The sequence below is a fragment of the Chitinivorax sp. B genome (assembly GCF_005503445.1).
Classification (GTDB): domain Bacteria; phylum Pseudomonadota; class Gammaproteobacteria; order Burkholderiales; family SCOH01; genus Chitinivorax.
On sequence record NZ_SCOH01000002.1, the window covers coordinates 186,378 to 200,797 of the forward strand.

Annotated in this window: 7 protein-coding genes; 4 read left to right on the forward strand and 3 right to left on the reverse strand. The window is 51.6% G+C overall.

All coding sequences use genetic code 11. The features are described from left to right. The first annotated feature begins 11 nt into the window (after window positions 1-11). The 4 genes from FFS57_RS02320 (at window position 12) to FFS57_RS02335 (ending at window position 4,681) form a co-directional block, all read left to right on the forward strand. Entirely contained in the window at window positions 12-1,394 is a 1,383-nt protein-coding gene (locus tag FFS57_RS02320; RefSeq protein ID WP_137936141.1) for a C13 family peptidase, read from the forward strand. A gap of 62 nt (window positions 1,395-1,456) precedes the next feature. After that, window positions 1,457-2,065 carry a LysE family translocator gene (locus FFS57_RS02325; protein WP_171013514.1) on the forward strand — a complete coding sequence of 203 codons (609 nt, stop codon included), beginning with the start codon at window positions 1,457-1,459 and terminating at the stop codon, window positions 2,063-2,065. A gap of 101 nt (window positions 2,066-2,166) precedes the next feature. Then, window positions 2,167-2,994: an undecaprenyl-diphosphate phosphatase gene (locus tag FFS57_RS02330; protein WP_137936143.1), complete on the forward strand. Its 828-nt coding sequence runs from the start codon at window positions 2,167-2,169 to the stop codon at window positions 2,992-2,994. A 163-nt stretch (window positions 2,995-3,157) separates the two neighbouring features. Further along, the gene (locus FFS57_RS02335; protein ID WP_137936144.1) at window positions 3,158-4,681 is read left to right on the forward strand and encodes a methyl-accepting chemotaxis protein; all 1,524 of its coding nucleotides are present in this window, start codon (window positions 3,158-3,160) and stop codon (window positions 4,679-4,681) included. Window positions 4,682-4,738: 57 nt separating this feature from the next. Here FFS57_RS02335 and FFS57_RS02340 read toward each other — a convergent pair whose 3' ends face one another. The 3 genes from FFS57_RS02340 to FFS57_RS02350 all read right to left on the reverse strand — a co-directional run bounded on the left by FFS57_RS02340 (window position 4,739) and on the right by FFS57_RS02350 (window position 14,406). Further along, window positions 4,739-5,536, reverse strand: coding sequence for a transporter substrate-binding domain-containing protein (locus FFS57_RS02340; protein WP_171013516.1), 798 nt, complete (start codon window positions 5,534-5,536; stop codon window positions 4,739-4,741). A 117-nt stretch (window positions 5,537-5,653) separates the two neighbouring features. Beyond that, on the reverse strand, window positions 5,654-8,134 hold the full coding sequence (locus FFS57_RS02345) for an esterase-like activity of phytase family protein (protein WP_137936146.1): 2,481 nt from the start codon (window positions 8,132-8,134) through the stop codon (window positions 5,654-5,656). Window positions 8,135-8,274: 140 nt separating this feature from the next. After that, the gene (locus tag FFS57_RS02350; protein ID WP_137936147.1) at window positions 8,275-14,406 is read right to left on the reverse strand and encodes a hybrid sensor histidine kinase/response regulator; all 6,132 of its coding nucleotides are present in this window, start codon (window positions 14,404-14,406) and stop codon (window positions 8,275-8,277) included. Between the last annotated feature and the right edge of the window lie 14 nt (window positions 14,407-14,420).

Below are 14,420 nucleotides of genomic sequence, written 5' to 3' on the forward strand. Positions count from 1 at the left end.
TTGATGTAACCATGAAACAGATATTGATCGATTTTGCGCGCAACCTGTGGGCTGGCGGACGCCTGCTCGCGCTGCGACCCGTGGACGTTCGAGATTTTCGCAGCACGCCGGAACAATTCGTACTGCTCGCATTTGTTGGCATCGCCATGCAGATTGCGATGGACATGGCAGAGCATCCCTGGTCTGGTTATCTGAACTGGCCTTCGTTACCGTATTATCTGCTGCTACCGGTACTGGATCTGTTCATGGGCTTATGTCTCGCCCGGCTCTACCGGCGGCGCCGGCTGATGGCATGGTGGCCCATCGCGGGGATGGTGGTTTCCTGCTGGATAACCCTCACATTATGGCCACTGGTCCGATGGGACAACCTGCAATTGCATGGCGTGGATCAAATCATCTGGTCTCGCGCGTACGTAATCATGATCGGATTGACGATCTGGACCATGGTGGTTTTGCTGCTGGCGTTGAAACGTGCATTGAACACCTCGCTGCGACAGGCAATTTTGGTATGCGTTGCCATGTTCCCATTACAGTTCGTCGCGGCCATGCTCGTCAACGAGCCATTGTGGCTGGCCGCAACACAAGAGGATATTGCCGATACGGCCGTTGCCAACACGCCATTGGTGCTCGACGAGTCGTTTCTTTATGAAGAGAAAGACCGTCTCGATCGACAACTGGCATCATTGAAGCCGCAGCGACCCGGTGTGGTGGATACTTATTTTCTGGCGGTTGCTGGTGACGCATCGCAGCGCGTGTTCAAGCACGAGGCGCTGGCCATCCGCCAATTGTTCGACACGCGTTTCGATACTGCAGGCCGTTCGGTCGTGCTGATCAACAGCAACATCACTGCCGGACACCGGCCTCTTGCAACACGGACCAGTATCGAAACAACGTTGCAACAAATTGGCACCGTCATGGATCCAACAGAGGACGTGTTGGTTTTGTATCTGACGTCACACGGCAGTCCTGACCATGAATTCGTGTTGTCGTACGAACCCCTGTCCCTCTTGCCTATCACGCCAAACTGGCTCAAGGAAACGTTGCAGCGGGCCGGTATCCAGTGGCGTGTCATCGTGGTATCCGCTTGTTATTCGGGCGGATTCATCCCCCCATTGCAAAACGATACCACGTTGCTGGTAACGGCCGCCGACGCGACTCATCCATCGTTCGGATGTGAAGATCGAGAACAGTTCACCTTTTTTGGACAGGCCATGTTCGACAATGCACTGCGCCAGACCCGTAGCTGGCAACAGGCGTTTGAACAAGCCAAAACCAGCATTCGCGAACGCGAACAGAAAGAAGGGTTCGAGCCCTCCAACCCTCAGCTGTCAATTGGCCGCGCGGTGCTCTCCAAACTGTCCGCAGCATCTTTCAATAGCGGCGACGTGCCATGACAAACAAGTTTTTCCGAGGGTCGTAACACGCTACAATGCCCACTTTCCTCAAGGCGGTTGATATGGATATCGGCATCGTGGACATGTGGGCCTATGTGGTCGCCTCATTACTTTTGATCATTTCTCCCGGCCCGGGCACACTGAACATTCTTGGTTGGTCTATCCGATCTCGCCGATCCGGCATGATGGCGCTGGCAGGCACCAGCGTTGGCGATGCGACATTGATGACGCTGGCCGCACTGGGTGTGGCGGCACTACTCAAGTCGTATCCAATCGCCTTTGAACTGGTCAAATATGCTGGCGCCGGTTATTTGGTCTGGCTAGGCATCCAAGCATGGCTGGCTCGCGGTGGCGAAGTTGTGGCCGTACCACCAACCGATGGTCATGCGTTTCGCCGTGGGCTTACGGTGACCCTGTCAAATCCCAAAGCAATCGTGTTCTTCATGGCATTCTTCCCACAGTTCGTCACGCCGGAAGCTGGCGTACCGGCATTTGTCGTGCTTGGTGCGTCTTTCCTCACAATGAACTGCGTGTATCAGCTGGTATTGATCCACAGCGCAGCCAGTATTGGCCGACGCCTGTCGTCGACGCCGCGTTTCGGGACGACACTGAATCGGCTGGTTGGCACGGTCTTTGTTGCATTCGGTATACGATTGGCAATCGGGAATTAGTCCCTGTTGCTGATGTCCGACTCACACATGGTGGTCATTTAATTCGTCGTTATTTGAGCCTTGCGTTCACCACTTTTTTTCACTTTACTCGTCAGCTATTCATGGATCTCATTATTCTGTTGAAAGCCCTGATTCTTGGGCTAGTCGAAGGCTTAACTGAATTTCTTCCCATTTCCAGCACTGGTCACCTGATATTGGTTGGCGCCCTGCTTGATTTCAATGATGACAAAGGCAAGGTATTTGAAGTCGTGATTCAACTAGCTGCGATCCTGGCCGTCTGCTGGGAGTACCGTGTCAGGTTGATCAATGTCACCAAGGGATTGACCACCCACGATGCCACATCACAACGGTTTGTGATGAATGTTTTGATTGCTTTCATGCCCGCTGCTGTATTAGGTTTTTTACTGGTCAAGGCCATCAAGACATACCTGTTCAACGCCATTTGTGTGGCAACCGCATTCATAGTAGGTGGCATTATTATTCTGTGGGCAGAATCTCGTGCCAGTACGCACACACGGGTGCAATCTATTGATGAGATGACACCGATGGATGCCTTCAAAGTTGGTGTCGCACAATGCTTTGCCATGATTCCTGGTACTTCCCGCTCCGGTGCAACCATCATCGGCGGCATGCTGTTCGGTCTATCACGTCGAACTGCCGCGGAATTTTCCTTTTTCCTGGCCATTCCCACCATGTTTGCGGCCACGGTATATGATGTCTATAAACACCGTGACCTGTTTGTGATGTCGGATGCTCCGGTGTTCCTGGTTGGCTCCATTGCCTCATTCGTATCAGCATTCTTCGCCGTTCGCGGGTTGTTGCGTTTCATTTCGAATCACACCTTTGAAGTGTTCGCTTGGTATCGAATTGTCTTCGGCATCATCATTCTGTTGACCTACTACTTCGGCTGGGTCAACTGGTCCGCCTGATCGTTCTGCACCGCGCCCGGCGATCATCGCTGGGCGTATTCCCCGACATTCCGTTTCTGGCAAATCCCCCATCTGTCAACTAAGCTGGAACCTGAACGCGCTAGCAGAAGCCGACGCGCACCGTGTTAGATGGTTCTTGTTAAATTGATTTGGGGAGAGTCGTATGTCTTGGAACGTCGGGACTCGTCTAACGGTCGTCTTGATCGTTGTCGCCACCGTTCTGCTCGCCATTTCAGGCGTTTATGGTTCATGGTCAACCAAGAAACAGCTTGAAAACCGACTTCAGGAAGAGGTATCGGGCGTCACCGCACGGTTGCAAGGTAGCTTGCCATCCATGTTGTGGAACTTTGACAAAGCCCAAATCGGCAAGACCATCGGTGCCGAAATGCACTCCAATACCATTGTCGGATTATTCGTATCGTCTGACCAAGGCGTAGTCGCTGGCGTGTTGAAAGACACTGGCGGCAAGCCACAGTCATCCACAACTGTCCCCAAATATGAAGGTATGACCACCGAAGTCGATCTGACTTATTCCGAAGAAGGGAAAAATCAAAAGGTCGGCAAAGTTAAAGTGCTGGTCTCCACTGCTGAAGTTGACGCCATCCTGCAACAAAACCTGATCGCACTGATTGTACAAATCATAGTGCTCGATGTACTGCTGATCGTCGCACTTTCCTGGGCAGTCAACCGCGTGGTATTGCGGCCACTCAAACAAGCCAGAGATGCACTGAAGAATATCGCCAGTGGCGATGCAGATTTGACTCGCCGCCTGGATGAATCCCGCAAGGATGAATTTGGCGAACTATCACATTGGTTCAATGTATTCGTAGAACGCATCCGCATGGTGGTAAGTGACGTGTCAGACAGCGCCATTCGTTTGGCCTCGGCGGCAGATGAAACCAGTCGAACCAGTGAACAAGCCTCCGAAAATGCAGCCCGCCAAGTGGTGGAAGCGGACAGCATGTTGCAGCACACCCGCAGTGTACTCAATCAGTTGGAACAGGTTGCTGACAGTACAGGCACCGCACAGCAAATGGTCACGGCAGCTGTCTCACAAGCCGAGCAAGGCAAAAACATCATTCGCGAAACCGGGTACGTGATCAATCAGCTATCCCAAGATGTGGTAAGTGCTGCGAATGTCATCTCGCAACTGGATACGGAAGCCCAGCGTATCAAAACCGTATTGCAGGTCATCGAAGAGATTGCGGGGCAAACCAATCTATTGGCACTGAATGCCGCCATTGAAGCAGCCCGCGCTGGTGAACAAGGGAGAGGGTTCGCCGTTGTAGCAGATGAAGTACGAAAGTTGGCTAATCGGACTGCCGTATCAACGGGTGAAATTCAGGAAGTCATCAAACGGTTACTGGAAGGCTCACGCAATGCTGTTCAGGTCATGAGCAGCTCTCGAGAACTTGCCGATGCCGGGTCAGAGCAAACCCAACGTGCTGAAGAAGCCATGGAAACCATTGTTACAGCGATCGCCGAAGTACGGGAGGTCAATGATTCAATCTACGCCATGACCAACGAGCAACGCACATTAGTCCATGAAGTTGAGGGCCGTGTAACCAATATGCAAGGTACGATTCACGACAGTTCAACCGCAGCGGAAGAAACCGCAGCAGCCAGCCATGAACAGGCTAATTTGGCGGAAGGCCTGCAAGCACTGGTGGCAAGATTCCGGATTTAAGCGCTTCTTCCAATAAGATGGCCGCCATATGGCGGCCATCTTACTGTTGCAATGTGGCTATTCCTGGATCTTGAACAGGCGCATCTGCGGAGCCGGCGAATTGGCACCGAAATAACGGTCGAAAATACGCAAGGCCTCACCTGAACGCTCCGATTCCACTAACGCTTCGTTCACCACCTTCTGCAAGCGCTTTTCTCCCTTGCGAATACCGATACCAAAGCTTTCGATGCCCAATGGCATTTCAGCTACGGTCAATCCGGCGCTCGCCGGCTGCTTGGCAATATTGCCATTCAGTACAGATGCAGGGCCTGCAACAGCTTCACATCCACCGCTCACCAATGCCTTGAAGGCCTGATCATAGTCATCCTGCACGACCTGCACAGCAGTCGGTATGTTCTCTTTGACCAATCCAATAGTCGATGTACCGCTTGCCACACATACCTTTACACCGGCCAGTTGCTTCAGGTCGCGGAACTTGTTTGCTTTGGCTGCAATCTTTTGTACGGTAACAAAATAACCCAGGCTGAAATCAACCTGTTTTTCTCGTTCCAGGTTCTTGGCAAACGTTGCAACTACCATATCAACACGTCCCTCTTTCAACGAGGGAATCCGGTCATCAGGTTCAACCGTCTTGAATATTGGCTTGGCGCCTAGCTTCTTCGCCACCATCTGGGCAAACTCAATGTCATAGCCTGAAACAGTACCTTTGTTCTTGTCGAAAAAGCTGAAAGGTGGCGAATTGGCGCGCACACCGATCACAACCTCACTTTTCTTCTGTATCTTGTCCAAGTCGTCCGCGAATGCCGGGAAGGCAGCCAAACATGCGGCAATGGCCAGTGGGAGCTGTCTTATCATTTGTTTCACCATATTTGGGGATGCTCTATGAGAATTATTAGTTTTCGCCACACGGAATAGCAAAAAAATAATGGCGATATCGAGATGATATCGCCATATCAGTTATTTTGTATGTACTTATTTAGTTATTTTCAATGACGTTGGTAGCTTGATTAGTACAAACTCATTGTCGTCTGCGGCTTTGCGGCCAATATGTCGGCCGACACTGAACGGAAAATTATTGTCGTCCATTACCAGTAATGTGTGTTCGTCCAACACAGCGATATCTTCAATGGTATTGAACGGCATTGCAAACGTACCACCCAACCCAATGTCGCCGTCACTGGCTGTACCACTGATACCGTCCGGGTCCTTGATTGACAGCAAATCGACCAGCTCTGTTTTCTCTACATAGTCACGCACTTTACCCAGGTTGATCCTGAACAACCGCTTGAAGCCGTTCAAATCACCCTGGCTACCATCTCGCTCGATCACGATGCCTTCCTGGGCATTGAACAAAGTGAAATCACCAATATTCGTCCCCTTGGCATCCAGCTTGTACTTGTAGGTATTACCTGTGTACTGACGTTTAGTAAGGTCAAACTCATGGATCAAAAGGGTTTTCTCATCATGACCGCTTAAGGGCAACTCCAGCAACGGATACAGCTTAGTTCCATCCGTGGATAACGCCATACCTTCAAAACCACCACTCCGTTTGGCGCGGAAAGCATTACTGGCACTTGTCTGTCGATACGGCCATACCAGCCCATTCATCCAGGGTGTATTTTGGCCGTTTTCGTCCTGCATATTGGTTCCATCATCGGAATCTGGCCCGTTGTAGATCGGGAAATCGCCAAACAGATAGGCCGTGCGGATCGAAGGGTAGCGTTCCTGAGTACGGAACAAGGCACGGAAATCAAAACTCTGGATATCAGTCCTAGCCTCCATTTTATTAGCCATGATTACCCCTGCAAGGGTATCGGTCATTTGCTCAAAACTCACTGTACGGTTTTGATAGACATTGCCGTGACTATCTTTGCCGGATCTGGGATTAAGCTTGGTTTCAATATTGAAGCGAACCTGCCTGGCATTCGCTACCCGCTTGACCGCATCGGTATGAGATTGGCCAGCACCGGTATTGTAAAAGTCGATGTAAGCCGATACCAAGTCAAACAAATCCTGTGTAGTCGGCATCACATATGGGCTGATATACCCTTTCTTGGCGGCCAATGCAGTAGACACTGGTGACAACGCCAAGTCGTTTTTCTGGTCTGGACCACGGAACAGTTTATCGCACACAAAAGCAGATTGGATTTCCGACTGGGTAAGATCCTTGATCAGACGCTCGTCAGCAAAAGCATAGGGCTTGCCATCAGCACGGCGGCACTTGACTGCCTCAATATATGGGTCATGTTTGATGATCGAGACACCGTCCTTTGTCATCCCCGTATCCGTCTCGATTGTTGTCATCAAGTAATCCAGCGCGACTTCAAAAGCAGGCAAGGTATTCTCTGGACGCTGGTTACGACCACCCCGATGCCCTTGGGCATCAAACTTTCTGATATCAATCAGGCCATCCGCTGTCAGGTAATCACCTGCCTTACCATCACCATTCGCATCAAACCCGGCTACAGCTTGGTAAAGTAGATCCGGTCGGTCAGAAATGATACCGTTGACACCCGCTTTCAGTAGCTTGGTCATGTCATCAAGCGTATTCACCGTCCAGGTCACCACAGGAAAACCTGCCGCTTTCATCGATGTAACATCATGAATATCTGACACTGCTTTTTTCAAATCAGCCGGTGTTTTGCTGCCTCGCGCATAGTGCGCATCAGCGCTGGACTTGACCCCATTTACGTCATACTTCAGTTGAACAAAGTAAGGTGAAAAAACAGGTGGGCGTTTACCACCGTGCGCAAGTGCATGCGCCCTTGCCGCATTCATGATGCGTAGTGCTGAAGCTTCCTCGCTGAATGGGTTTTGGGGAGAACGGATTTCCTGGCCCTTGTTCTCGATATCCGGTAGCGGAATCGGTGCCTCCAGTACAATGCCATTGGCGTCGGTATGAATCAGGAACGGCCCAAATTCATCACCGAACCATAACGTACCATCTGGCGCTCGTTGCATCGATTCAATATCGAAATCCGCACCGGTCAAGACTCGATCTTTGGTGAACTGATTAGTCAAGGCAAACGGAATCATTTTGTTGGGATCCTTCAGTTCGATAAATCCCGTCACTTTGACATTACCATCCCCGCCCACTTTGGTTTTAAAAGTGGGGTACACAGTATAGACACGCAAATTGAAATCTGCCGAATTCTCAATTGTGCCGTAACCGTTATCCGCCATCACGGCATAGCTGCCATCAGCGTTACGCAAAACAGCCGAAAAACCCTGTACTGGCTGTTTTGCAAATGGTGCAATCTGGCCATTCAAATCGCCTGTTACATACTGACCAGACACTGGGCCTTCGGCAAAAGTGGCTGCTGGCAACACTGCATGGCCTGCCAAGGTGGCTGCGGCTTCCGCATTACTACTTTCTGCATTGCATGCACCGAGCAAGCCGATGCTGACTGCTATGGCTGTTAGTCTCATGGAAAAGGGCAAAATGGCCATCATACTACTCCGCGGAAAAAACACGGATGCTAGCGACCAGGCGTGACAAGCACTTGAATACTATGTTGCAGCTTTATTACTGAATACGAAAAAGGGCAATACCGCTGGTATTGCCCTTTTAATTGAGTTCGCCTACTAACTAATCAGACTTGTCGTGCTTTTTTGTGCTCGACGAAACGTTCGATATGACCAAGCAATTCATCTTCCTGATACGGCTTACCCAGATAGACGTTGACGCCCAACTCATTAGCGTAGTTACGGTGCTTTTCCGCAGTACGTGATGTAATCATGATGATTGGAATATGGCGGGTCTTCTCATCGCTTCGAATATGGCGGGTCAATTCAAACCCATCCATCCGAGGCATTTCGATATCGACCAACATCACATCAGGCATGACGTCCTGAATCTGCTGCAAAGCATCAACACCATCCTTTGCAGTAATCACCTGAAAGCCTTCACGTGCCAGTAAACGGCCCGTAATCTTGCGTACTGTCAACGAATCATCGACCACCATCACCACTGGAACCATCGACAAGGCATCCGGTTGCGACTGCACCGGTGCTTGTCCTTGGGCCTGCCCTTGTTGCTGGGCATTCGCAGTCTCAATCCGGTTCAATAGCAACAACGGATTCAGAATCAGAACAATATCGCCGTTACCCAGTACAGTCGCCCCTGCAATACCTGGGACACGCGCCAGTTGTGGGCCAATGTTCTTAACCACCACTTCCTGGTTACGCATCAGATCATCCACATGCAGCGCAATCCGCTGACTACCACTGCGGAGCAACACGATCGTACTGTAACGCTTGGATTCCGGCTGATGTTCTTGGTCTCCCAGTAACCGCGGCAAGTAGGTGAACGGATACTCATTACCCAACCAAGTTGCTTTCTTCTGTTCGTACAAACGCTCCAGATCGGCCAGTTTAAGTTCCTGTACTTGCTCAACCATCACAGATGGGATGGCATACTTCTTGTTGGCCGCCGTCACCAATACCGTTTGGGTTACCGCCAATGTCAACGGCAGGTGAATGGTAAAACGAGTTCCTTTCCCGATCTCCGAATCCAACTGAACACGGCCGCCAAGATCGGAGATTTCGTTCTTGACTACGTCCATGCCGATACCACGGCCGGATAGCTGGCTCAGTGCATCAGCAGTGGAGAAGCCTGGCTCGAAGATCAAGTACATGGCTTCTTCATCACTCAACACCTGATCAGCGGTGATCAGCCCCTTGCTGATGGCTTTTTCGCGAATCTTACCCAAGTTCAAGCCTGCACCATCATCGGCCAGAATCAGGACCAATTCGTTACCTTCCTGTTTCAGACTGAGTGAAATCTCACCTACTTCCGGCTTGCCCGCTTCAATCCGTTTTTCCCGGCTTTCAAGGCCATGGTCAATCGCATTACGCAGCATGTGCTCGAACGGCGAAGTCATCTTCTCCAGCATCGAACGGTCAATTTCCACACGCCCGCCACGGATCTCCAAGTTGACTTTCTTACCCACTTCCTTACCGGTCTGACGAACGATACGGTACAAACGTTCACTGACACTGGAGAATGGAACCATTCGAATCCGCATCAGTTCCTGCTGTAGATCCTTGGTCATACGGCCTTGCTGTAACAGCGCGGCATCGGTTTCATCCAGATTCTTCAGCAGGTTATGTTGAATTGTCGCAACGTCATTCACACTTTCTGCCATAAAGCGGGTGAGCTCTTGCAAGCGCGTGAATCGATCAAATTCCAACGGATCAAACTCGTTGTCTGTCTGAATATGTGACATGCGGGAGGCCATTTGCGACTCAGCCTGAATTTCGATCTCCCGCAATTGGGTGCGCAGACGCGTCACGTTATCTGTCAGATCCAGCAGCGATTGCTTCAGGGCCAACATTTCCGCTTCCATTCGCGACCGGGCGATCGCGACTTCACCAGCCTGGTTTACCAGTCGGTCAACCAGATCAGCACGTACACGCAAGGTACTCTTGGCCGCATCAGCATCAACCAGACCCATCGGCATCGCGGGTATTGCCAGATTACCGGCGGCTTGAGATGCTGCCACTACATCAGCCGCAGTCTCTGCTGACGACTTGCCCTGTAGAATGTCGATCAGCTCGTTCACCTGATCAAGCTGCGACTCTAATTCATCAAAATCGTCACTAGTCGGTGCGGTTTCCTGCAACCCGATGACCTTGGTTTCAAGGTTATGCGTTGCCTCACCCAGACGCATGGCGCCGGTCATCCGCGCACTACCTTTCAAGGTATGTAACAACCGCTGTAATGCCTTGGACATTTCATAGGCAGCGGGATCCGTACGCCAATCTCTCATGACTTTACTGATCTGCGGTTGCAGATCGTTCACTTCCTCGATGAAGACCGGCAACAATTGCTCATCGATGTCATCCTGTACTGAGTAGGTTGCTTCAGCGGTCTCTTCTGCTGGTACAGCATCAAAGCTGGGTACAACCTGTACTGCTGGTGTTACTGGGGACAATATCTCCACCGGTTCATCAGGTATCACCACGTCTAGAACAGGTTGTTCATCTTCCTGCTCCTGGTCCGCTTGTGGCGCATCAACCTCCAATTCAACATCAGCTATCACATTAACCACTGGTGCAGATTCAGAAACCGGTTCAGCTTCAACGGCAGGTTGCTCTGGGAACACGTCCACAGCAGGCAGTTCAATGACAGGTTCATCCAGATTTACCGAGAGTTCATCGTGAACGACTGGCTCCGACACCGATGCTTCCACTGCAGCAGGGGCAGCTATCTCTTGAGTAACGGAGGGTAGATCCGGGGATTCAGCCAGCCCAATTACTGGTAACGTATCCGACGGTTCCATCTCAGCTGGCACTAGCTCAATCGCAGGCAATGCCTCCGGTGGTGTCAGCTCAATCGGCTCCTCCACCAGATACTGATCTTGATCCAGTGCTTCGACTTCTGGTAAATCGATCGCCAGCAACGCATCTTCTGGCAGATCATCCAAGCCTATAGGTTCGGTGATGGGCATCCCCGGCTCTAATGGCCCTTGCTCATCCGTATCAAAACTCAGCCCAATTTCATGCTCAGCTATTATGTCCAGCGAAACAGCTGGGCTCTCAACAACAGTGTCATCCCATGTCAGTGCTGCTGGTGTAACATCACCAGGCACTGCTTCAAGTGTCGGCAATTCAAAACTGAACCCCTCGTTCACAGGAGCCGGCGGTGCTTCAACTTCATCCACCAAAGGAACATCACTTGGCGCACGCAGGCGAGTTGCCACCTCGTCCAGCTTTTGCACCAGTTCAGGTGCTGCAGGCGGTGCCAGCTTGGCATTAATAGTCAAGAACATGACATCAAGCTGCGCAATAGCCTCCGCAAAGGTTTCGATGTCGGCAGAGTCCAGCCGTTCCGGCGCTTTCATCTGGCCTTGAATGCACAACTCCAAACCATGCCCAAGCTCACCCATATCCTGGAATCCGGCAGTCCGACAAATACCGCATAAGGTATGTGCCGCATGCAGAAACTGATCCGACACAGCCCGACCCGGATGCTCACGCAACAACGCCTGCTGCTGATTCAAGGTAGAAAGGTAGCGAGCTGCCTCGTTGGTGAAAATGTCAAACAACACTGACGAAATCACTACATCACCGATATGCAGGTCTACCTCGTCTGGTTCACTGGCCTCTACCGGCTCAGCAGTTACAGGCTCGGTACCAAACGAAAGCTCAAACGCAGGCTCCAATATCGACGGCACCTCAGCAGGTGGCACCGCCTCCGCCAAATCCAAGGTTGGCACATCCAGTGATGCTGGCTCCAACTCGGCAACAGACTCAAGCGAGGGCAAATCCAGTGCTGCTTCAGGACCGCGAACAGCCGAACTTGGTGCAGGTGGCTCTTCACCAGCTTTCAATGCTTCAGCCAACTCGAAAATTTCGCTGGCTTCTACCGATGCACTACCCTTGTCACGCAACTCATCAATCCACACGGCAAAGCTGTCATGCGACATATTGACTAGACGCAATACACCAGCAGTCGCAGGCAAATCATCCTGCAAAACCTTGTTCATGACCTGCTCGACCGACCATGCCACCTCGCCAAGATGGTTCAGGCCAACCATGCGACCTGATCCCTTCAACGTATGGTAGCTGCGACGAATCACTGTCAGCGCTTCCTTGTCGCGTGGGGACGCAGTAATGATTTCAAGATTGCTGCGGATATTGGCCAATACATCCACAGCCTCTTCCAGATACACTTCCAACAGTTCCTGATCAACCGCTTCGTCACTGACAGGTGCCGGTTTAGGCTGAGCTTCTACAACGGGCTTTACTTTCTCACCCACCATCTCGCTGACCGTTGCCACCAATGCCTCGATTGGTTTGCCTTCAGCCTCTTTCAACGCAGACAGCGCAGCTGCACTTTGTTGACCAAGGGCATTGTCAGCAATCAAATCTGCATTTTGCTGCAATGTTTGTAAAGTAGCTTTCAGCTGTTGCTGTGCCGCCTGGTCTTTCGGATTGTCACGCAACACTTCCAACAACTCTTGCGCTTGCTGTTTCTGCTGGCTGACTTCAGATTCAACGGTTGCTTCTTCAGTTGCTGCCTCGTTGACACTTTCGGTCTCGCCACGCAATTTACGCAACATCGGACGCAAAATTTCCTGGCGATTGGGTCGGTCGTTCTGTGTGGCTTCTACATAGAAACCCAATGCTGACAATACTTCTGCCAACAACTCCAGTTCAGCCGGATTCAGCTCCACACCAGCATCTTCATAACGGGCTGTCGTTTCCTGGCTCCACCCCAGCAATTCAGCGGCATCATTAAGCTCGGTAATAGCCAACGCGCCTTGAATCTGGCGGAAGTAAGGCTGCAGGCCAGCTAACTCACCGCGTTTGGACGAGTCACGGAAAAACGCGTCTAGACCTTGTTCGATATGTTGAAGGTTGACTTGAATCTCATGCATCAGCTGCGATTGCAGCATTTTGGCCTGTGCATCACGCGCCAACTCATCCAGCTGTGGCAGATCCGGCAATGAAGCATCGATTTTGCCAGTGCGCGCCAACGCATCCAGACGTGCACTCATGGCCTGCAACTGGCCAGGTAGTTCTTGCGGGGGATTCACTGGATGCTCACACAACGCATCCAGCAACAGGAATGCCGTTGCAACATCCAACGCAGCAGCTTCAGAAATAGGATTGCCCTGCACTGAATGGACAGCCGCTTGTAGGTTCTGCAAACAAGGTTGCAATCCGTCCAGATCAAACACCACCGACTTGTTGACCAAACCGGCCAATGAGTCAATCACCAGTGTCAGCTTGTCCGCCTGACCACCTGCAGCACGCGCCCATGCGTCTTTGGCTTGGGTAAGCAGATCGCGCATGGCACGGGCGGCTTTTTGACGCGCAGCATCCACACTGGATTCCGGCACATCGTCAGCGGGCATCAATTCGTCAAGCGCAAACGACTGTTTGATCTGACGCAATGTATCGGTTGCTTCGGACGAACGCGCCAGATAGTAAAGAATATCGCGCTGCAGTCGATCCGCAACGGTTTGCGAACCTTCAGCCAGTCGACGTAACTGAATATTGATACGTGCAAACAATTGCTTGGCAACATAATCAATATCAACAGCTTTACTGGCGATGGCTTCCACCAAACCAGCAGCAGTCCACCAGAAAGTACGTTGACGCGGGGATCGCACTGCGGTTTCAATCGCACGTAAGGTCTGGGCCATGATTAACAGCCCATCTTCTCCCCCCCTCAACCACTTCAGTAAGCCCAGTTCATAACGTGCGCGCTGGGCTTTGACCAGAGCTGGCAAGTCGCTATCTGCAACTGGTGCTGCATTGGCAGGAAGAGAAAAAGCATCCAAGCTTGGGAAAAACAGATCGCTTGGGGAAACCTTGGTGATACCACGTGCCAGTTTGATCCTCTCATACTCTGGATAGAGTCTGAGTGGCATGTCCGGCGTACCGTTCATCAGCGCTTCAAGGTAACGCCCACAACCGTCGACAGCCGCCGCCAATGCATCCAGCACATCAGCGGTCGATTCGGTCTCACCTTTCTCGATGGCGCCAAGTGCCAGTTCCATTTCTTCAGAAACACGCGCCGCGCCATCCAGGCCCACCATCTGCAACGCACCGGTAACCTGGTGGAGATGGGTACGGCCGAACTTCAGCTGCGAGGTATCCGCAGGAGATGCCCGGTATTGTTCAAGGCAAGTTTTGGCTCGCTCCAAGGCCTGGTCAATTTCAGCTTTGACCCAGACCAGCGAGCCGACATCGAATTCGCTATGTACGCGCATGAGGCGGCCCGATT

Excerpts from the sequence above, each read along its gene's own strand:
- FFS57_RS02330 (WP_137936143.1), top strand. The coding sequence starts at position 2,167 with ATGGATCTCATTATTCTGTTGAAAGCCCTGATTCTTGGGCTAGTCGAA.
- FFS57_RS02350 (WP_137936147.1), bottom strand. The coding sequence starts at position 14,406 with ATGCGCGTACATAGCGAATTCGATGTCGGCTCGCTGGTCTGGGTCAAA.
- FFS57_RS02325 (WP_171013514.1), top strand. The coding sequence starts at position 1,457 with ATGGATATCGGCATCGTGGACATGTGGGCCTATGTGGTCGCCTCATTA.
- FFS57_RS02335 (WP_137936144.1), top strand. The coding sequence starts at position 3,158 with ATGTCTTGGAACGTCGGGACTCGTCTAACGGTCGTCTTGATCGTTGTC.
- FFS57_RS02345 (WP_137936146.1), bottom strand. The coding sequence starts at position 8,134 with ATGATGGCCATTTTGCCCTTTTCCATGAGACTAACAGCCATAGCAGTC.
- FFS57_RS02340 (WP_171013516.1), bottom strand. The coding sequence starts at position 5,536 with ATGATAAGACAGCTCCCACTGGCCATTGCCGCATGTTTGGCTGCCTTC.
- FFS57_RS02320 (WP_137936141.1), top strand. The coding sequence starts at position 12 with ATGAAACAGATATTGATCGATTTTGCGCGCAACCTGTGGGCTGGCGGA.